The organism is Rufibacter sediminis, assembly GCF_014269285.1.
Lineage (GTDB): Bacteria > Bacteroidota > Bacteroidia > Cytophagales > Hymenobacteraceae > Nibribacter > Nibribacter sediminis.
On sequence record NZ_JACOAF010000058.1, the window covers coordinates 179,062 to 199,283 of the forward strand.

The window sequence follows — 20,222 nt, forward strand, 5'->3', positions numbered from 1 at the left end:
GATAGGTTAATAAGAGATGACCGGTTTGCCCACCGTGAAATTAATTTCCTCCAGGGTGCGCAGGCGGTTGGTGCTGAGTTCCAGCAGTTGGGTGATGCTGTCGGTGTAGGTTTCGTAGTAATCCAGGAACTCGATGAGGCTGATGTTGCGGCGCACAAAGCTGGAGGTGACGCCTTCCAGGAGACGGTCGAAGTCTTGCCGAAAGTTGGGATCAAAGGAGGCGTAGAACTTCTGGGCTTCCTGCGCCTTTAGGTAGGCCTGCATCACTTCGTTTTCCACCACCCGTTGCTGCTGGGTTAAGAGTTGCTGGCTGCGTTCCACCTCGTGCTGGGCCATTTTGATGTTGCCTTGGTTGCGGTTCCAGAGTGGGAGCGGCACGGAGAGGTTCAACCCCACATAATCCCGGATGAAATTGCTTTGCCGGTCATAATTCGCCCCAACGGTAAGATCAGGTACTGCCAGCGCTTTCTGTAACTTCAGGTTGGCTTGCTGCAACTGCACGTCCGTCTCCGCCGATTTCAGGTCGAAGCGGTTTTCCTGGGCGGTTTCCAGTAACTGGGTAAAATTGAGTTGGTTTCCGGTGATGGGCTGCAGGGCAGTTTCCTCCACCAGCGGGACAAGGGTGGTGGTGGCAGGCGTACCGGTAAGCAGCCGAAGTTCCGCTTGTTCTTCCTGGATCTCGTTCAGCAAACTCAGCTGCTGGTTGCCTAACTGGAAGAGGAGCGCTTTTAGCCGGGTGATTTCCTTTAAAGGGATGTTTCCTTTCTTGTACTGCTGGTCTAAGGCGGTGACCAGCCGTTGCACCGCCTGGGTTCTTTCCTGCAGCACCTGGTAGCCTTGCATTTTGTAGTGCAGTTCTATAAAGCTGGTGCGCAGGGCAAACCGCAGGGTGCGCAGCAAATCAAAGTAGGCCTGCTCAGTGAGTTGGGTGTTCAGTTGCTCTACTTGTACCCGTTTGTTGCGTTTCCCGGCCAGGTAAAAAAGCTGGTCTACCTGCACGTACGTCTGCCCTTGTTTGGAAAGGTCAAAGTAGCGGCTGTTGGTGGGGTTATAGACGCCCTGGTCTACACTGAGTACAGGGTTCTCGAATAATCTGGCTTGGATGACAGCTGCCCGCGAGGCTTCAATGGCGGTTTTCTGGGCCAGCAACGGAAGATTCCGCTCCTGAAAGAGCTGTTCGGCCTCTAAAAGGGTGACCCGAAGCGAGTCTGAAGGCGCTGGAACGAAAGGAGAAGAAGTGGCGGTAAACTGTGCTAAAACCGGCTGAAGGGTAAAGACCAGCAGGAAATGCAGAAAGATCAATCTGGGTTTCAACATGGGCATTCTGTTTGAGAATGTCCAAAAGTAGAGTACCCGTATTATAGGCTGATTAGAGCCAGATTAGAAAGTGATGAGAGCCGGTGCAAAGGGCGGGAAGACGCGCTAAAGTACTGTTTTCCCGAAATAAAAAGGCGCACCTGCGGAAATTTTAGCCTTGCAGCGCTTGATACCGGAAAGCCATTGCATCGTTTTCCCGAAATCGAAATCACTTGGGCAGTCTGAAAGTGAAACCCGCGCTCAGGAAATAATCGGGGGCATCTTTGGTGAGCCCGATGCCGGAAGACACGTCCAGCTGAAGGTTGTTGCGGGGCGAGAAGGTGAAGCCTCCGTCGGCGGAATGGTGCCAATGTCCTTTCTCCGGCTTGTCACCAAACACCTCCAAATAGGTTCCCCAGTGATGCGGGAGAGCTGCCCCCACAGATAAGGTGTAAATACCCGTTCCTTCCGGTGAGTCGCCGTCCCATTCATAGCCCACGTTATAGCCCAGGTCAAACGTATTGGAAAGGGTATGGGAAAGCGCTAACCGAACCTCAGGAGCAACATGGGCGGGCCGAAATGCGGAAGAACCGGAGGGGATCACCAGATTTCCGAGGAAGGCAATCTCGGGGAGTAGCCCTTTCTCCTCGGTCACGTTGATTTTTGTTCCGATGGTGAAGGCATCCAAGCCTTTCGTCTGGTGCGGACCGCTTTCGTCTTTTAGCTCGTTTTTGTGAAATTCGTCCTGAAAACGCAGTTCCATTCGCTCCAGAATCCCCAGCCGGATGAGGGTGATGGGGTAGAAGACATCCATCGTTCTAACGCCGTCTATCCGATCTACCTGCCTGAACCAGCCGCTCTCCACCTGTAACGTGCCAAAGGGAACCACACTGGAGGCCTCCGTCTGGTTGGGGCGGTCGGTGTTGATGGGCGTTTGGGATAAGGAATCCCGTTGGGCCTGGGCATGACATACCAAAGGCAGGGAAGCCAGCAAGTAGAGTAACCACTGTTTCATAGGAACCTGAACGAACACGAATGCTCCTCTTACAGGCAAAGCAAACGGGAAGTTTAGGTGGAGCTGCAATTTTGTGCATCGCTGCTCCATTCTCCTTTTGTTTGCTTCTTACTTATCCGCTTGTTCTCCCTACCAACACCTTCTTTAGGCTAGGGTTAGCAGCGCAGGGAATACCCCCCGGCGCTGACGATTTTGGAACCGTTTTGCGGAAATCGGCAGAAAAACGCAAAAATAGTATGCATGCAAACTATTTTTTAATCATCTTCGTAATCTAAACCCATCATCTTGTTGTAGGCCTGCTGCAACTCAGAGAAGGCGTGGAGTTGGCCCGACTGCCGGGCGACCTGCATGCCTTTCTGGTACGCCTGTTTGGCGAGTTCCGGCTCCTCTAGCTGCAGATAGAGGCTGGCGGCGTGATAGTAAGTGCCTACGTACTCGGGATGTTCGGCTAATAATTTTTCATAGAAAAAGCGGGCCTTCTGGGCATCATTGGGGCGGTATTCCATCGCGATTGCATAGAGTGTGAACGGATCGTTCGGATCTTCCTCGTAGAAGCCCAGGAGTTGCGTCAATCTGCTGTTAGTCGTTTCCATTTGATGAATTATTCTTTAAATTGCCCACAAAATTAACTTAATTAAGCTAACCCTAAGTTAAATGAAGATCTTAGTTTGCATTAGCAACGTGCCTGATACCACCACCAAAATAACCTTTTCCGCTGACGGTAAAGCGTTTAACACGGCTGGTGTACAGTTTGTCATTAACCCTTACGATGAATATGCCTTGACCCGTGCCATTGAGCTGAAAGAAGCCCAGGGCGGATCGGTGACGGTATTGAACGTGGGCGAGGCTGATACGGAACCTAACATCCGGAAAGCGCTGGCCATTGGGGCGGATGACGCCATCAGAGTTAATTTGAAACCCACCGATGCTTTCCTGGTGTCCCAGCAGATTGCCCACTACGCCCAAGAAGGCGGCTATGACCTCATCCTGATGGGCCGTGAGTCTATTGACTACAACGGTTTCCAGGTGCACGGCATGGTAGGCGAGCTGTTAGGCATCCCTACCATCGCGCCCGCCATTAAACTGGACGTGAACGGCTCTACCGCTACCCTGGAGCGCGAGATTGAAGGCGGAAAAGAGATCATTGAGGCGTCGCTTCCGTTGGTGGTAAGTGCCCAGCAGCCCATGGCCGAGCCCCGTATCCCCAACATGCGCGGCATCATGACGGCCCGCACCAAGCCCCTGAAAGTAGTGGAGCCCGTAGGTCAGGAAGCAAAGACCAGCGTCCAGAACTATGAGTTGCCGCCTGCCAAGTCTGGCGTGAAGATGATTCCCGCCGAGAGCGCCGGTGACTTGATTAAATTATTACGCAACGAAGCTAAAGTTCTATAAGCATGTCAGTATTAGTAGTGATTGAATGCGCGAACGGCGAAGTGAAGAAGTCTTCCCTGGAAGCAGCTTCGTACGGGAGCAAAGTAGCCGCCTCGCTGGGTACCTCGGCCACCGCCGTAGCCATCGGTGATGTGCAGGCCGATGCCTTGACCCGTTTAGGCGAGCAGGGTATTTCCAAAGTATTGTTAGACAATGACAGCCGCCTGCATGATTTCGTGGCCGCCGCGTACGTGAAAGTGATTGCCAAAGCCGCCGAGTCTGAGAACTCCACGGTGATTGTGCTTTCCAACTCCAACATAGGCGCTGCCATCGGGTCGCGCCTGGCGGTGAAACTGGGTGCTTCTCTGGCGACCAACGTAGTGTCTCTGCCCCAGATCAACGGTTCTTCGTTCACGGTGCGCCGCGGAGTTTTCTCCGGAAAGGCGTTTTCAGACGTGGAATTGTCTTCTGATAAAAAAATAATTGCCGTTAAGAAAAATGCGGTTGACATTGAAACTACCGATGGCGGAACTGCCACGGTAGAGAATTTCTCCGCAGATTTGTCTGACGCAGACTTCGCCACGGCTCCCAAAGAAACCATCCGCCAGTCCGGCGATATCCTGTTGACCGAGGCGGATCTGGTGGTTTCGGGCGGTAGAGGCTTGAAAGGGCCGGAAAACTGGCATTTGATTGAGGACCTGGCTAAAACGCTGGGTGCGGCTACTGCCTGTTCCAAGCCCGTGGCCGACGTGGGTTGGAGACCGCATCATGAGCACGTGGGCCAGACCGGGATCACCGTCAGCCCTAATTTGTACATAGCTGTGGGTATCTCCGGAGCCATCCAACACCTGGCAGGGGTTAACTCTTCTAAAGTAATTGTCGTTATCAATAAAGATCCGGAGGCACCCTTCTTCAAAGCCGCAGATTACGGCATTGTGGGAGACGCGACGGAGATTGTTCCAAAATTGATAGAAGCCGCCAAAGCTTTAGACAAATAGAAGAGATACTGTGAAGAAAATTGAGCTAGAGATTCTTGGTTTGTCCTCAAGCCAGTCGCAATCTGGATCATTCGCCCTGGTTTTGGGCGAAAAGGAAGGAAGCCGCCGTTTGCCTATCATCATAGGCATGTTTGAGGCGCAGTCCATTGCCATCCAGATTGAAAAGATTAACCCTACGCGCCCGCTGACCCATGACTTGTTTAAGTCGTTTGCCCAGCAAATGGAGGTGAGCGTACAGGAGATTATGATTTCGGATTTAAAGGAAGGGGTTTTCTTCTCCAAAATCGTCTGCACAGACGGGGAGAAGGAGTTTGAATTGGATGCCCGTCCGTCAGACGCCATCGCCATTGGCCTGCGGTTTGGGGTTCCTATTTACACGGTAGAGTCTGTCTTGTCAGAAGCCGGTATCATCTTAAGTGATATGGAAGAAGACGAGGACGAAGAGGAAACCGACGAAATCCCGACCACCACCTCGGCCAGTTCCACCGGCTCGGGCAGCGGTAGCAAAGGCAACCTCAAGGAAGTGTCTGTAGAGGAGCTGAACACCATGCTGAACGATGCCCTGGAGAAAGAAGACTACGAACGGGCCGCCAAAATCCGCGACGAATTGAACAAACGGAATTAAGCTTTTTCACACCCAGAAGCAGAAAGTCTTAGGCCACGCCTAAGACTTTTTCTTTTTCATCAGAATTTGGTTTAATTTTGATGATATTTCTCTTCTATGTTATCTGTGTTCCAGGGCCTCATCGGCTATTTCATCCTTATAGGAATTGCGATTCTCTTCTCTACTAACCGAAAAGCCATTAGCTGGAAATTGGTAGGAGTAGGGGTACTTCTTCAGATTATCTTCGGGGTGCTGGTGACGGAGATTGAGGTGGTGAAAAGAGGCTTTGAGGTGGTGAGTGAGGGATTTGTGAAGTTGCTGAGCTTCGCCGATGCCGGAGCCGAGTTTCTTTTTGGCGAGTTGGCCAAGCCTAATTCGCCCGCCGGAACAGGTTACATCTTTGCTTTCAAAGTGTTACCTACCATCATCTTCTTCTCTACTGTAACGGCTGGTTTGTATTACCTGGGGGTTCTGCAAAAAATAGTGTACGGCATTGCCTGGATTATGTCTAAAGGAATGCGTTTATCTGGTGCTGAAAGTCTTTCAGCGGCGGGTAATATCTTCCTGGGGCAGACCGAGGCCCCGCTGTTGGTGCGGCCTTTCATCCAGAACATGACCCGCTCTGAGTTGATGTGTTTGATGACGGGCGGGATGGCTACTTTGGCGGGCGGAGTACTGGCTGCCTACGTGGCCTTCTTAGGAGGCGACGATCCAGCGCAACAGGCCGTATTTGCGGCCCACCTGCTCACGGCCTCTATCATGAACGCGCCAGCGGGTATTGTAATGGCCAAGATTCTGGTTCCCGAAACGGAGGGCGACAAAATCAATACCACTCTGGAGGTAAGTAAAGAATCTCTGGGGGTGAACGTGATTGACGCCATGTCTACCGGGGCCGCCGATGGTTTAAAATTAGCGTTGAACGTAGGCGGGATGCTTTTGGCCTTCATTGCGGTGATCGCCTTGTTGAACTCCATCCTGTTATGGCTGGGTTCTTTCTCCGGTTTGAACGACATCATCGTGAGCAATACAGGTGGCCGCTTTGAAGGGCTCAATTTCCAGTACATCCTGGGGCAGATTTTCAGGGTGTTTGCCTTCTTGATGGGAAGCCCTTGGCAAGATACGCTGCAGGTAGGTAGCCTTTTAGGCCAGAAAACCGCCGTAAACGAGTTTGTGGCCTACATGGACTTGGCAAAAATGAAGGAAGCTGGTACGTTGTCGCAGAAATCAATTATTCTGGCGACGTATGCGCTGTGCGGGTTCTCCAACTTCAGTTCCATCGCCATCCAGATTGGCGGCATTGGCGGGATGGCTCCTGGCCAGCAAGGAAATCTGTCTAAGCTTGGTTTACGCGCGTTATTAGGGGCTTCTATTGCCTGCATGATGACTGCCACTATTGCCGGTATTCTGTTTGAGCTGTAGTAAATAACGAATCAGAAAGCCCGTGTTTTAGGCCTGTTTTAAAGAAAACAGGCCTAAAACACGGGCTTTTTCTTTGGTCCTACTCAAGTATAGAATTCATTAGCCTAAAGGGTAGTCAAACTGAAGGTCAACGCATACAAATCCTTTGGGTAAGCGCCTGAAACCTCAAACCCGTTTTGGGCCTTCTTTTGAAGAAGTACTCCCAAAACGGGTTTTATGATAGGGAGATGATAGAACCAGGAGACGTTGGACTACCGGTCGCTGCGGTTTTGTTCTTCTTCGTGGCGTTCTTCCTCTTGTCTTTCCTCTTCCTCAATCTGCTCCACTTTCTTGGCATCGCGCATCAAGCGGTTCGAGAAGATGAAGTCATTCAGTTCTTTCACGTTGGTATCCATGATGGTGCTGCTGTGCCCTTCCCAAAGCTTTTTGCCTTTGTAGAGGAACATCACATTGTCGCCGTATTCCAGCACCGAGTTCATGTCGTGGGTGACTACAATGGTGGTGATATCATACTCCAAGGTGATTTCCTTGATGAGTTCATCAATGGTGATGGCGGTTAACGGGTCAAGGCCCGAGTTGGGTTCGTCGCAGAACAGGTAGGTGCAGTGCGGGGCAATGGCGCGGGCAATACCCACGCGTTTCTTCATCCCGCCGCTCAACTCAGAGGGCATCTTGTTGCCCGCGTTCTCCAGCCCAACCCGTTTGAGACAGAACTGCACCCGGTCCAGGCGGTCGGTCCGGTTCATGTCAGAAAGCATCCGCAAGGGGAATTCCACGTTCTCACTCACGGTCATGGAGTCAAAAAGCGCGCTGCCCTGGAAAAGCATCCCAATCTTGCGTCTGATTTCCTGTTTAATGTCCAGCTTGTTGTTGGCGAAGATGCGGCCGTCATAGGTGATGCTGCCCAGATCCGGCTTCACCAGTCCCACAATGCACTTCAGCAGAACGCTTTTCCCGGTACCGCTGGCGCCCAGCAGCATGTTCATCTTGCCAGACTCAAAGTTTCCGCTGATGCCGTCCAGTACCTTGGTGCCGTTGAACGTTTTATGGATGTTATGGATTTCTATCATGCAAATTCAACCATTTCTGGCTGCCGATAATCAATAAGAATTTAGAGCAACAACTGCGCGCAAACAAAGTCTGCAATCAGAATGGCAATTACGCTGTTGGTAACGGCTTTGGTACTGGCTCGTCCTACTTCTAAAGCACCGCCTTCGGTGAAATAACCCTGGTAAGAAGAAATGGCCGCTACCAGAAAGGCGAACACCAGCGATTTGATCAAAGCGAAGGTGATGTTCCAGGAAATGAAATCTGAGCGGAGGCCCGTGATGTACTCTTGCCCCGACAAGGCGCCGGACAAACTGCCGGCCAGGTAACCGCCCATGATGGAAAGAAACATGGCCGTGATCACCAGCATGGGGAATACCAAGAAAGCGGCCAAGATCTTAGGCAACACCAGGTAAGAAGCCGAATTGATTCCCATTACTTCCAGGGCATCCACCTGTTCGGTGATGCGCATGGTGCCCAGACCGCCCGCAATGCTGGAGCCTACCTTTCCGGCCAGCACAATGGACGTGATGGTGGGCGCTAATTCCAGAATGGTCATTTCCCGTACCATGAACCCGATGGTGGACCGCGGGATCAAGGCGTTGGTGAGGTTGTAGGAAATCTGCACGCAGGTTACCGCCCCAATGAACGTGGAGACCACCGCCACAATGAAAACAGAGTCAATGCCAATCAGGATGGCTTCATCTATGGTTCGGTTGAATAAGATTCTGGGAGACTCGCCTCGCTTGAGAAGGCTGGACAGAAAAAGTAAAAATGCACCAAAGGTTTTCATGCAATAGGTTGAAAGAGTCTTTTGCGGAGCCGCCGCAATGCGCGGTGTTTACGTCAATCTTGGTTTCAAATGCCTATATTACGTTGAAAAAAGAAAAAACATCATTCCTATGCAAAAATATATAGTGGTGACAGGCGGGACCAAAGGCATTGGGCGGGCTATTATTGACCAATTCGCCGCCGAAGGTTTTCACATCATCACCTGTTCCCGTCACCAGCAGGACCTGCAAGCCCTCAAGCTGGATATTGAGCAGAAATACACCTTCTCCAAGGTCTTCTTCCTGGCCGCCGATGTCAGTCAGGAGGGCGAGGTGCAGCGGTTCGTGGACTACATTCGGTCGTTGAAGGTGAAGGTAGATGTGCTGGTGAACAACGCCGGGTTCTTCATTCCGGGCACCATTCACCAGGAAAGCGAGACCGTGCTGCGCGAGATGATCAACACCAATCTGTACAGTGCCTATGACCTCACCAAAGGGCTGGTGGGCGACATGATCAAGCGCCGTGACGGGCATATCTTCACCATCTGCTCCACGGCCAGTATCACCGCGTACACCAACGGCGGCTCTTACTGCATCGCCAAGCATGCGCTCTACGGCATGACCCGCGTACTGCGCGAGGAGCTGAAAGAATACAACATCCGGGTGACGGCCGTGCTGCCGGGGGCCACCTATACCGCCAGTTGGGAAGGCGTGGACCTGCCCAAGGAACGCTTCATGAAACCCGAGGATGTGGCCAAGGCCCTATGGGGTGCCTACTGCCTCTCTAAACAGACCGTGATTGAAGAACTGCTGCTGCGGCCTCAGTTAGGCGATATTTAAGGACCAAATCAACGCAAGACCATATGGAAACAAACAACAATCAACCGGACTGGGAGGTGTATTTCTGTCACATAGAAGATAAACCAGCCTTCATCGGGCTGGATCTGAACCTCCGGGTGCTTGCTCCCATAGAAAGCCAGTCGAACGTGATAGAAGTCACCATTCCGCTGGCCTCGGCCGGAGAGGACGGTTTTCCCTCCGAGGCAGAATGGGAGCCGCTGGGTGACCTGGAAGAAGCCCTGGGAGATTCGTTGGAAGCGGCGCTGGGCGCGGTCTTCGTGGGCAAAACCCTGAACGCCGGCCTCCGGAAATTCTATTTCTATGCCGAGGAGGTGTTACTTGCAGAGCATTACGTAAGCCAGGCCATGGAGCCCTTCCCCGATTATCGGTTTGAGGTAGACACCTGGGAAGACGCGGCCTGGGAAGTGTATTTCGAATTCCTTTTCCCCGAACCGGTAGATTTGCAGAAAATCCAGAACGTGAAAGTGCTTCGGCACCTGGAGGAAAACGGCGATAAACCAGCCATCTCGCGGCAGATAGACCACTGGATCTATTTCAAGGATGAAGCTTCCCGGAGCAAGTACTGGCAGGAAATAGCGTCCAAAGGATACCAGAAAGTAGAGGAGAGTTTTGAGCCCGAAATTGAGGAAACCCCCTATAAACTGCAGGTGTCCATTACCTCCACCACCCAGGAAGACGCCATTCATGACGTGGTGGTGTACCTCTGGAACCTGGCGCAGGACCACGGCGCCGATTATGACGGCTGGGAAACTTCCATTGAAACTGGGCAAGACGCTACGTTATAAGGCTGTTTTCAGAAAATCGGCCCCAAAACGGTGGATCGGGAAAACCCGACCTGATAGTAGTAATAAGTAAGGCGAAAGGATAGAAGAAAGCGTTTTTACAATTTCTGTCTCCCTGCTGAAATCGGCGGGCGAAAAAAGAACTATTCAGCTACCGTAACTCTCTTTTGATTAAATTTGAGCAAATTCTAAGATATGGAACTAGAAGGAAAAGTAGTTGTGATCACCGGTGCCAGCAGCGGGATTGGTCTGGCTGCCGCCAAACTGTTGCTGGAGCAAGGAGCCACGGTAGTAAGCTGGAGCCGCACGCGGCCCAAAATCTCGCACCCAGATTTCTATTTCTTTGAGTGCGACGTGCGCTTTGAACACTCGGTGCTCACCGCGTATGAGCAGACGGTGGAGCGCCTTCGGCAGAACATTTCCGTGTTGATCAACAACGCCGGGCTGGGCATTCAGGGCGCTATTGACGCTATGAGCCCGCGTGACTGGCAAACCATGATGGACACCAACGTGAACGGTACTTTCTACTGCACGCGTCTGGTGTTGCCGCAGATGAAAAAACAAAAGGAAGGCCATATCATCAACATCGCCTCTATTGCCGGCTTAATGGGCAGCGAGAACCTGACGGGTTACTGCGCCTCTAAGTTTGCCGTGCGAGGTTTGTCAGAGGCCCTGTACAAAGAAGTGCGGAATTTCGGGGTGAAAGTGACGTGCATTTATCCCGGCTCTACAGACACCAGCTTCTTTGACAACTTTGAAGGCATCACCAACAAAGAGAACATGATGCAGCCCGAGGACATTGCCTCTACCATTGTGCACGCCTTGCAGTCGCCGCCCAATTACCACCAGGTGAACATTGAGGTGCGACCCCTCATGCCCAAAGGGCCAATGCCTTCCAAAAAAGCCTAACCCGCACGCATGGGAATTGAAATAAAAGACCTCACCAAACTGTACGGACCTCAGGCCGCCGTGGACCATGTCTCTTTCACGGTGGGCAGCGGCGAGATTGTCGGTTTTCTGGGTCCCAACGGGGCAGGCAAATCCACCACCATGAAAATCGCCACCTGTTACCTGCCGCCCAGCAGCGGTACGGTACTGGTGAACGGCCACGATGTGCTGGAAGAACCCAAGGAGGTGCGTCGCCAGGTAGGATATCTGCCTGAGCACAACCCGTTGTACCTGGACATGTACGTGCGTGAGTACCTGCACTTCGTGGGGAAACTCCACGGCCTGGGTAGCACCCAGGTGAAGGCCCGCACCGAGGAGATGATCAACCTGTGTGGCCTCACCCGCGAACGCCACAAGAAAATAGGCGCTTTGTCTAAGGGCTACCGGCAGCGCGTGGGTTTGGCGCAGGCGCTTATCCATGATCCGCAGGTCTTGATCCTGGACGAGCCCACCACCGGCCTTGACCCTAACCAGATCGTGGAAATCAGGCAGCTGATTAAAGAAGTAGGACAGGCGAAGACAGTTTTGTTCTCCACCCACATTATGCAGGAGGTAAGCGCCCTCTGCGACCGCGTGCTCATCATCAACCAGGGTCAACTGGTGGCAGACAGCCCCGTGGCCGATCTCCGGAACATGGGACGCAAGGAAACCAGGATCCTGGCCGAGTTTGAATCTGAGGTAGACACTGCGCCGCTTTTGTCTTTACCAGGAGTAGAGCGTGTTGAGCCCGCCGGACCATTAAGATACCGCGTCATTGCCGCCTCCAACATTGATCTCCGCTCTTCCATTTTCCGTTTGGCAGGGGAGAGAGGCTGGCCGTTGGTTGGACTTCAGCAGGAAGAAAACTCCCTGGAGAAACTGTTCCAAGACTTGACCAAAAACGGCAAATAGAATTGGCTGTTTTTAGCTTGTTTTTATGAAATGAGGCTGAAAACGGAAAGAGCACTAAGTTGTTGGTGATAACACCAACAACGGAGCCAAATAGGTCAAGCCGTTTAAGGAGTGTTTTTCTAAAAATGTGTTTAAACCAATTTCTCATACTATTGCCTGATAAATTTGAGATTTAAAGACATACAAGCATTTCTTGAAAACCATTCCAGCCTTTTTGGTTTGGTAAGCCTGGCCGAAGAAAGTTGTAGAAAGCTATTAAGTGAAAAAACTAAGAACGGTCATAGCGAATGGTATGAATATGAGTTCAATGATTTAGTTGTAAGATTGATTGAGCAAGAATTAGTCTTTAACCATACTCTAAGGCAGACACCACACATCAGAACAAGAATCGGGATTTACATTGAAGACCCGGATAACATTTATTTCATGGGCTTAGAGCCTTTAGGTTTTTACCAACTCGATACCACTGACAACGGAGAAATCATAGATGATTGGCTTGTCTTTGATAAGCAAACAAAATTGGATTGAATTCTATACTTCAGGTTAATTTATCGTTTATACCAGAACGTTAAACAACAATAACTTCAAATCACATTATATAACTAGATACCGGTGTTTAGGTCCCGATATCTCGCAAAATATGTTCGCAATACTTTCTAAAGAGTTTAACTCCTACCTCAACTCACTCATCGGCTACATAGTCATTGGGGTGTTTTTGGTAGCCACAGGCTTGTTCATGTGGGTCTTTCCAGACAGCAGCGTGCTGGATTACGGCTACGCCGATCTGCAAAGTGTGTTCCTGCTGGCACCCTGGCTGTTCCTGTTCCTGATTCCGGCCATCACCATGCGCGCCTTCGCTGAGGAACGGAAAGGCGGCACCATGGAACTGCTGCTCACCAAACCACTTTCTGACACGCAATTGCTGCTGGGCAAGTACTTTGCCTGCCTGCTGCTGGCGTTGTTCGCGCTGCTGCCTTCGCTGCTCTATTACGTGAGCGTGTACCAGTTGGGCGACCCGGTGGGCAACATTGATTCGGCGGCCGTGGCCGGTTCTTACCTGGGGCTGGTGTTTCTGGCCGCGGTGTTCGTGGCGATGGGGATCTTTGCCTCATCTCTTACTGAGAACCAGATTGTGGCCTTTATTCTGGCGGTGTTCCTGTGTTACCTGGTGTACACCGGCTTTGATCTGCTGGCTTCCATTGATGCCTGGGGCACGGCCTCGTACTACATCGCGCAGCTGGGAATTTCCTATCACTATAACTCCATCAGCAAAGGCTTGATTGACTCGCGCGATGTGCTGTATTTTCTGAGTGTGATCACCATCATGCTTTTGGGGACTAAACTGGTATTGGAGAGCAGGAAATGGTAGAGCAAACAACCCCTGAAACGCAAAAAATAAAGGTGGAAAGCCGCCGGGGCCAGGATTGGACCTTCTTTCTGGTGGCCGTGGGGCTGCTGCTCGTGCTCAACTTCGTGGCCAGCCGCTACTTCTTCCGGATAGACCTCACGGAGGATAAGCGGTACTCCATCTCTGACCAGACCAAAAATCTGCTGGGTGCTCTGAAGGAGCCGGTTCAGGTCACAGTGTACCTGGAGGGCGAGTTTCCGGCGGGCTTCCGGAGACTGCAGAACAGCACCCGCGAGATTCTGGAGGAGTTCCGGTTGTACTCAGACGGCAACGTGCAGTACCAGTTCATCGACCCCAACACCAATACGAATGAGCAGGCGCGTAACCAGTTTTATAGTCAACTGGCGCAGAAAGGCCTGCAGCCCACCAACCTGTTTGCGCAGGAAGGCGACAAGAAAGTAGAGAAGATCGTATTTCCGGGTGCCTTGGTTTCGGCGGGGAACAAAGAAACTGCCGCTATTCTGTTGCGCGGGAGCCAGGCCGCTCCGCCCGAGGAACGCCTGAACCAATCCATTGAAGGGCTGGAGTACGAACTGGCCTCGGCCATCAAGAAAGTGGCTTCCACCAGCGCCGGTCGGGTGGGGGTGTTGCAGGGACACGGCGAATTGTGGCTTCCGCAGGCCGCCGACTTTTTAGGCACACTTTCAGAATATTATACCGTAAACCGCGTGGACCTCACGCAAGTCCCGGACCTGAACAACTTCAATCTGGTGGTGCTCATGAAACCCACCAAGCCGTTCTCTGAGCTGGACAAATACAAACTGGACCAGTTCCTGATCAGGGGCGGAAAGATGCTCTTCATGCTGGATGGCGTGCGGGCTTCGCTGGATAACGTTAGGGAGGAGGGCTTTCTGGCGTTTCCTTATGACCTGAACCTGCAGGATTTACTTTTCCGCTACGGCGTGCGGGTGAACCCAGATCTGGTGCAGGACTTGAACGCCAGCTTCATCCCGATGGTGACGGGCTACATGGGCAATCAACCGCAGACGCAGCTGGTGCCGTGGCGCTACTATCCTTTGATCAGCAACTTCTCCCAACTGCCGCTCACCCGCCACCTGGATGCGGTGCAAACCAAGTTTGTCAGTTCCCTGGACACGGTGAAAGCCCCGGGCATCAAAAAATCGCCACTGCTCTGGACCTCACAGTACTCCCGAAAGCGGGATTCGCCGGTTTCTATTTCCCTGAATGACCCGCGCGTTGACCGTGACCCGAGGCTGTTCAGCCAAAGCGCCATCCCGATCGGGTATTTGCTGGAGGGCAAGTTTCAGTCGGTGTTCAAGAACCGTCCGGTACCGGAAGGCACCAATATTCCGTTTCAGGCCGAAGGGAAAGCGTCTCAGCTGGTGGTGTTCTCAGACGGCGACTTAGCCGCCAACGAAGTAGATCCGCGCTCCGGCCGGCCGCTGGAGTTGGGCTTTGACCGGTTCACCCGTTCCCGCTTTGCCAACAAAGAACTCCTGAAAAATGTAGCCGATTACCTGCTGGATGAAAAAGGCCTGATTGAGCTGCGCGGGAAAGAAATCAAGCTGCGCCCCTTAGACAAAGCGAAGCTACGGGAAGAGCGCACCAAATGGCAAGCCATCAACCTGGGGCTTCCGCTGGCCCTGTTGTTGCTGTTTGGCGTGACGAAGTTCTGGCTCCGGAAACGGAAATATGCCCGGTAACCAGCCGATCAGACAAATCACGGCGGAGCAAACCTGGCCCATTCGGCAGCTGGTGATGTGGCCGGATAAGCCGCTGAAATTTGTTCAGCTTCCCAACGATGGCGAAGGCGTTCACTTCGGGTATTTTGTAGACGAGGAACTGGTTTCGGTACTCTCCTTATTTATAGAGCAGGACCAGGCCCAGTTCCGGAAGTTCGCCACGTTGCCTTCTTTTCAAGGCCAGGGCATTGGACGGAGCCTGTTGGCACATGTATTTACTTATGCGCAAGCGCACCACATCCACCGGATTTGGTGCCATGCCCGCACCTCAGCCACTGGTTTTTACCGGAAGTCCGGAATGCAGGAGCAAGGGGAAATCTTCGAGAAAGATGGATTGGCCTACGTGAAAATGGAAAAGCGCGTCAGTCCCTAAATCGATCTTCCTTCTTGAGGGAACAATCCTTTTGGTTGATGGAAAGATCTAGACGGTGAACCGGTTTAGTAAAGCCAACCTGAACTAGCATCGCTCTTGCTGCGTGTTTTCACCAGGAAGCGTAAAGACGCATACGACATGATGGCTAGCCCTTGGGAACACCAAGGGCAGCTGTATTATCAATTTTGCTACTTTACTAAACAGCATCAATTATATTATATGAGAACTCCTGGTTTTGGGCCTGTTTTCAGAAAACAGGCCCAAAACCAGGAGTTCTTTGTTCGTGAGCTTTCGTAAAGACAGTTATGACTGCGGTTTTCTAACGGAAGATTCTCTTACAATCAGCACGGGTTCCAGTACAATCTTCTTGGGGGCTTCCAAAATATCGACATCCGTAGAGCCGGCGGATTTCTGGGCCATCGCTTCCAAAAACAGGGTGAAAGCTTCTTCTCCCATCCGTGCGGGCTGCTGGTCAATGGTGGAGAGGCTAGGCGTCACATAAGGGCTGAACGACTCATTCCCGAATCCGATCATCCCAATCTGCTCCGGCATTTTTATCCCCGCTTCTTTCAGGTACTGCAAGGCACCCAGCGCCGTGAAATCTACCGCCGCGAAGATAGCATCCATGTCTTTGTTGCGGGCCAGCAGGCGCTCGGCACTCTGACGGCCAGATTCAATGGAGTTGCGGCCGTACTGAATCAAGTCATCGTCAACGGGCAGGTTGTTGGCTTTCAGGGCATCCACGTAGCCGCACAAACGGTCATTGAAGATCTTGACGTGCTGCGGTCCCGAGATGTGGGCAATACGCGAGTAACCTTGTTGGATCAGGTGCTCAGTGGCCATGTACGCACCTTTGTAGTCATCAATCACCACCGAAGGGGAGTTCAGTTCCTCTTTCACCCGGTCAAACAGAATCAAAGGCACCTTCCGCTTCTTAACGTCATAGAAGTGGTCCAGATTGGGGCTGTCTTTGGCAATGGAGACAATGATCCCGTCTACGCTGGTTTGCAGGAGCGTCTCAATTCCTTCCACTTCATACTCGCCGGTCTCGTGCGACTGGAACAGAAGCATGTTATAGCCATTGCTGCGGGCGAGCTTCTCAATGCCGTGCACCACCCCTCCAAAGAAACCGATATCGGAGCTCGGGATTACGATTCCAATAATATTCGTTCTCCCCGACCTAAGCGAAGAAGCCAGACGATTCTGCCGATAATTCAGATTCTGCGCTGCAGTCCTGATCAATTCTTTGGTGGCGGCACTGATGGAAGGGTGATCGTTGAGGGCTTTGGAGACAGTGGAAGGGCTGGTATTCAGTTCCTTGGCAATGTCATGTATGGTCGTTCTGCTCATAGAGTGCTATCGATTTCGTAATAAGGTGGAGGAAGCTTATGCTGATATACCCTGGTGATAAACCTGCGTCTACTGCAAAGCTAATTAAACATCTGTTAAAATGTCGCTGATAAAAATCTATATTTTAAATAAAGCTTCCTGAATTGTTCGTAATTTTGGCAAAACGTTAAAAAAATAAATTTTTTTGAAGCCCAAAAAGTTTGAAATGCCGTAAATAGTTGCTAAATCGGTAAGGAAATCGATTTCCAAACTCTTAAAATTTTCTTAATTTATTGAAAAGCAGGAAAGTACGATTTATTCATCTTTTTCTAATTGTTCCACAAACTACTTCATTTACCCTTAATCCTTCACATATGACAAACTTATCACCCAAAAAACAGTTGGCCTTTCAAAGCTGGCAAAGCCCATGGCAGAAAGGGAAGGTTTCTTCCTGGATTCTGCTGTTGGTGGCGTTCCTGTCTTTGAACATAGGACAAGCCGCCGCTCAGCAAAGAACCATTTCCGGTACGGTCACCGGAGACGGCACCGCTCCGCTTATCGGGGTGTCAGTTGTTCTGAAAGGCACCACTACGGCCACCGCCACTGATGTGAATGGCAAGTTCTCGCTTCCGGTGACCGGCAACACCGGCACGTTGGTGTTCTCTTACATCGGATATGTTTCCCAGGAAATTCCGGTAGGAGCCTCCTCTACGTATAATGTAAACCTTTTGACTGATGCTAGAGCGTTGGACGAGGTGGTCATAGTAGGATATGGTACCCAGAGAAAAACGGACTTAACCGGTTCTGTGGCGGCTGTTTCTGAAAGAGATTTTAACCCAGGCCAAAACACTACTCCAGATCAGCTGATTCAGGGAAAAGTGGCCGGGGTGCAAATTACCTCCAACGGTGGTGCTCCAGGTTCCGGATCTACTATCCGGATTAGAGGGGGCGCTTCTTTGAATGCGAACAATGATCCCTTGATCGTGATTGATGGCGTACCGGTAGATAACCAAGCGGTGTCTGGTGCTCCCAACCCATTGAGCTTGATCAACCCCAATGACATTGAGTCTTTCAACATTCTGAAAGATGCTTCGGCGACTGCCATTTACGGTTCCCGGGCTTCCAACGGGGTAATTATCATTACCACTAAAAAAGGAGCAAGCGGAGAGGCGTTCAGACTCAGCTTCAACACGGTAAACTCTTTGTCAAAGGTGAAGAACACCGTTGACGTGTTATCCGCTGATGAGTTCAGAGCTGCGGTAACAGAAGGTAGAGGTACCAATGGAGCAGCGGGTAACGCTAATTTGCTGGGAAGTAGCAATACCAACTGGCAGGATCAAATTTTCCAGGATGCTTTCACCACGGATAACAACCTGAGTGCTTCAGGATCTTATAAGAAACTTCCTTACCGCGTTTCTGTGGGTTACTTAGATCAGGAAGGGATTTTGAAGACCTCCAGCTTGAAAAGAACCTCCGTTGCCTTGAACTTGAATCCTTCATTCTTGGATGACCACTTAAAGGTAAACTTCAATGTCAAAGGTTCCATGACTAAAAGCAGATATGCTGATGAAGGAGCCATTGGTGCGGCAATTGCCTTTGATCCTACTCAGCCCGTGTACATGGACAATCAGCAATTTGGAGGATATTACGAATGGTTAGATGCGAGCGGAAAACCAAACACCTTAGCGCCAAGAAACCCGCTCAGCTTACTTGAGCAGCGCAAGGACAATGGGGAGGCGAAGAGAAGTATTGGAAATTTACAGTTAGACTACAAGTTCCACTTCCTGCCTGAGTTAAGAGCGAACTTGAATGTGGGGTATGATATCTCTAAAGGACAGGGCACGGTGTTCCGTCCAATTACCATGGCCTCTGTTTTCAACCAGGGTGGTAGCCGTTCAGAGTATGAGCAAACTAAAACTAATAAGTTAGCTGACTTCTACCTGAACTATGCGAAAGAGCTGACTGCTATTGACAGCCGGTTTGATGTGACAGCGGGTTATTCTTACCAGAACTTCCTGATCAAAACACCGGCTTTCCCTGTGCTTACTGAGGCAGGAACTGTGTTCGCTCAAGCAGGTATCCCGGGGCAGAATGAGAATACATTGATTGGTTTCTTTGGTAGAATCAACTATGCCTTGAAAGACAAGTATTTATTGACTGCCAATATCCGGAGAGACGGATCTTCAAGATTTGCAGAAGGAAACAAGTGGGGTACTTTCCCATCGTTGGCCTTGGCCTGGAGAATTAGTGAAGAATCTTTCCTGAAGAACTCTTCCCTGGTGAATGACTTGAAATTGCGTTTTGGATACGGGATTACCGGTCAGCAGGACATATCAAACGATTACTATCCTTTTCTGGCCCGCTATAGTTTCAGCGAAGGCACTGCCCTTTACCCATTCGGCGATCAGTATTATTCTACCCTACGTCCTGCCGGATATGACGTGAACATCAAGTGGGAAGAAACAACCCAGTACAATGCAGGTTTAGATTTTGGTTTCTTTGAAGGAAGAATATCAGGTACCATTGATGTTTACAAAAAGAAAACAAAAGATCTACTAGCCTATATCTTTCCAGCGGCGGGTACGAACTTAACTAATGGGTTAACTACTAACGTAGGTAGCCTTGAGTCAAAAGGTTTTGAAGCTGCTTTGAACTTCAGCGCGATCTCAAAAGAAAACCTTACTTGGGACTTTGGATTTAATGGTACAATCCAGGACGTTAAAATCTTAAGCCTCAGCAAAGTAAATGATCCTAATTCTCCTGGTACATTAGTAGGAGGAGTTTCAGGCGGAACAGGTACAACCGTTCAGATCAACTCTATTGGTTATACTCCTTATTCCTTCTACTTGTATAAACAAGTATATGATGAGAATGGATCTCCTTTAGAAGGTGTGTACGAAGATCTGAACCATGATGGTCAGATTAACGAGAAAGACCTGTACCGCTACAAGGCTCCCCAGCCAAAAGTATATTTAGGCTTTAACTCAAATCTAACCTACAAGCAGTGGAATTTGGCTTTAGTGATGAGAGCTAATCTAGGGAACTATGTTTACAATAATATCTATTCAAACATGGGAACCTACTCTAACATCTCAAACGCTACTTACCTGGTGAATATGTCATCCAATGTGCTTCAGACAAACTTCGTAAATCCGCGGTATGTATCTGACTACTATGTAGAAAATGCTTCCTTCCTGCGGATGGACAACATCACATTAGGTTACAACTTCGGCAAAGTGTACAGAGATAAAGTAAATCTGCGTCTTACTGCTAATGCCCAAAACGTGTTTGTCATTACAAACTACTCTGGCTTAGACCCAGAGGTGTCAAGTGGTATTGACAATAACTTCTATCCAAGACCGCGTGTGTTCGCTTTAGGCGCAAATCTTGAATTTTAATCATTCATC

19 protein-coding genes are annotated in these 20,222 nt (G+C 50.7%); 13 read left to right on the forward strand and 6 right to left on the reverse strand.

Going from position 1 to position 20,222, the window contains the following annotated elements:
* Positions 1 to 6: 6 nt before the first annotated feature.
* The 3 genes from H7U12_RS21440 to H7U12_RS21450 all read right to left on the reverse strand — a co-directional run bounded on the left by H7U12_RS21440 (position 7) and on the right by H7U12_RS21450 (position 2,904).
* On the reverse strand, positions 7 to 1,317 hold the full coding sequence (locus tag H7U12_RS21440; RefSeq protein ID WP_186641972.1) for a TolC family protein: 1,311 nt from the start codon (positions 1,315 to 1,317) through the stop codon (positions 7 to 9).
* Between the two features lie 208 nt (positions 1,318 to 1,525).
* Entirely contained in the window at positions 1,526 to 2,311 is a 786-nt protein-coding gene (locus tag H7U12_RS21445; RefSeq protein WP_186641973.1) for a transporter, read from the reverse strand.
* Between the two features lie 254 nt (positions 2,312 to 2,565).
* On the reverse strand, positions 2,566 to 2,904 hold the full coding sequence (locus H7U12_RS21450; RefSeq protein ID WP_186641974.1) for a tetratricopeptide repeat protein: 339 nt from the start codon (positions 2,902 to 2,904) through the stop codon (positions 2,566 to 2,568).
* A 61-nt stretch (positions 2,905 to 2,965) separates the two neighbouring features.
* On the opposite strand from H7U12_RS21450, the gene H7U12_RS21455 reads away from it, so the two are divergent.
* The 4 genes from H7U12_RS21455 (at position 2,966) to H7U12_RS21470 (ending at position 6,703) form a co-directional block, all read left to right on the forward strand.
* On the forward strand, positions 2,966 to 3,703 hold the full coding sequence (locus H7U12_RS21455; RefSeq protein ID WP_186641975.1) for an electron transfer flavoprotein subunit beta/FixA family protein: 738 nt from the start codon (positions 2,966 to 2,968) through the stop codon (positions 3,701 to 3,703).
* A 2-nt stretch (positions 3,704 to 3,705) separates the two neighbouring features.
* On the forward strand, positions 3,706 to 4,680 hold the full coding sequence (locus tag H7U12_RS21460) for an electron transfer flavoprotein subunit alpha/FixB family protein (protein ID WP_186641976.1): 975 nt from the start codon (positions 3,706 to 3,708) through the stop codon (positions 4,678 to 4,680).
* 10 nt (positions 4,681 to 4,690) lie between these two features.
* The gene (locus H7U12_RS21465; RefSeq protein ID WP_186641977.1) at positions 4,691 to 5,305 is read left to right on the forward strand and encodes a bifunctional nuclease family protein; all 615 of its coding nucleotides are present in this window, start codon (positions 4,691 to 4,693) and stop codon (positions 5,303 to 5,305) included.
* Positions 5,306 to 5,401: 96 nt separating this feature from the next.
* Positions 5,402 to 6,703 (forward strand): NupC/NupG family nucleoside CNT transporter, encoded by a 1,302-nt coding sequence (locus H7U12_RS21470; RefSeq protein ID WP_186641978.1) that lies wholly within the window; start codon positions 5,402 to 5,404, stop codon positions 6,701 to 6,703.
* Positions 6,704 to 6,954: 251 nt separating this feature from the next.
* Here the strand turns inward: H7U12_RS21470 and H7U12_RS21475 are convergent, their stop codons facing one another.
* Both H7U12_RS21475 and H7U12_RS21480 read right to left on the reverse strand, forming a co-directional pair.
* The gene (locus H7U12_RS21475) at positions 6,955 to 7,773 is read right to left on the reverse strand and encodes an ABC transporter ATP-binding protein (RefSeq protein WP_186641979.1); all 819 of its coding nucleotides are present in this window, start codon (positions 7,771 to 7,773) and stop codon (positions 6,955 to 6,957) included.
* Between the two features lie 41 nt (positions 7,774 to 7,814).
* Positions 7,815 to 8,543 carry an MlaE family ABC transporter permease gene (locus H7U12_RS21480; RefSeq protein ID WP_186641980.1) on the reverse strand — a complete coding sequence of 243 codons (729 nt, stop codon included), beginning with the start codon at positions 8,541 to 8,543 and terminating at the stop codon, positions 7,815 to 7,817.
* A 109-nt stretch (positions 8,544 to 8,652) separates the two neighbouring features.
* On the opposite strand from H7U12_RS21480, the gene H7U12_RS21485 reads away from it, so the two are divergent.
* The 8 genes from H7U12_RS21485 (at position 8,653) to H7U12_RS21520 (ending at position 15,486) form a co-directional block, all read left to right on the forward strand.
* Positions 8,653 to 9,360 (forward strand): SDR family NAD(P)-dependent oxidoreductase, encoded by a 708-nt coding sequence (locus tag H7U12_RS21485; protein WP_186641981.1) that lies wholly within the window; start codon positions 8,653 to 8,655, stop codon positions 9,358 to 9,360.
* A gap of 23 nt (positions 9,361 to 9,383) precedes the next feature.
* On the forward strand, positions 9,384 to 10,166 hold the full coding sequence (locus tag H7U12_RS21490) for a DUF695 domain-containing protein (RefSeq protein ID WP_186641982.1): 783 nt from the start codon (positions 9,384 to 9,386) through the stop codon (positions 10,164 to 10,166).
* Positions 10,167 to 10,358: 192 nt separating this feature from the next.
* Positions 10,359 to 11,072 (forward strand): SDR family oxidoreductase, encoded by a 714-nt coding sequence (locus H7U12_RS21495; RefSeq protein ID WP_186641983.1) that lies wholly within the window; start codon positions 10,359 to 10,361, stop codon positions 11,070 to 11,072.
* 9 nt (positions 11,073 to 11,081) lie between these two features.
* Entirely contained in the window at positions 11,082 to 12,002 is a 921-nt protein-coding gene (gene gldA, locus H7U12_RS21500; RefSeq protein WP_186641984.1) for a gliding motility-associated ABC transporter ATP-binding subunit GldA, read from the forward strand.
* Between the two features lie 165 nt (positions 12,003 to 12,167).
* Positions 12,168 to 12,530, forward strand: a complete 363-nt coding sequence (locus tag H7U12_RS21505) for a hypothetical protein (RefSeq protein ID WP_186641985.1) — start codon at positions 12,168 to 12,170, stop codon at positions 12,528 to 12,530.
* Positions 12,531 to 12,642: 112 nt separating this feature from the next.
* On the forward strand, positions 12,643 to 13,371 hold the full coding sequence (gldF, locus tag H7U12_RS21510; protein ID WP_186641986.1) for a gliding motility-associated ABC transporter permease subunit GldF: 729 nt from the start codon (positions 12,643 to 12,645) through the stop codon (positions 13,369 to 13,371).
* Complete coding sequence (gene gldG, locus H7U12_RS21515; protein ID WP_186641987.1) at positions 13,365 to 15,074, forward strand: gliding motility-associated ABC transporter substrate-binding protein GldG; 1,710 nt, start codon at positions 13,365 to 13,367, stop codon at positions 15,072 to 15,074. Before gldF ends, gldG begins: the two co-directional genes overlap by 7 nt.
* Positions 15,064 to 15,486, forward strand: coding sequence for a GNAT family N-acetyltransferase (locus H7U12_RS21520; RefSeq protein WP_186641988.1), 423 nt, complete (start codon positions 15,064 to 15,066; stop codon positions 15,484 to 15,486). The genes gldG and H7U12_RS21520 overlap by 11 nt, the downstream gene beginning before the upstream one ends.
* Before the next feature lie 303 nt (positions 15,487 to 15,789).
* On the opposite strand, the gene H7U12_RS21525 is transcribed toward H7U12_RS21520, so the two are convergent.
* Positions 15,790 to 16,836: a LacI family DNA-binding transcriptional regulator gene (locus H7U12_RS21525; protein ID WP_186641989.1), complete on the reverse strand. Its 1,047-nt coding sequence runs from the start codon at positions 16,834 to 16,836 to the stop codon at positions 15,790 to 15,792.
* Positions 16,837 to 17,189: 353 nt separating this feature from the next.
* On the opposite strand from H7U12_RS21525, the gene H7U12_RS21530 reads away from it, so the two are divergent.
* A complete protein-coding gene (locus H7U12_RS21530; RefSeq protein WP_186641990.1) occupies positions 17,190 to 20,213 on the forward strand; it encodes a SusC/RagA family TonB-linked outer membrane protein in 3,024 nt (1,007 codons plus the stop codon).
* Positions 20,214 to 20,222: the final 9 nt, after the last annotated feature.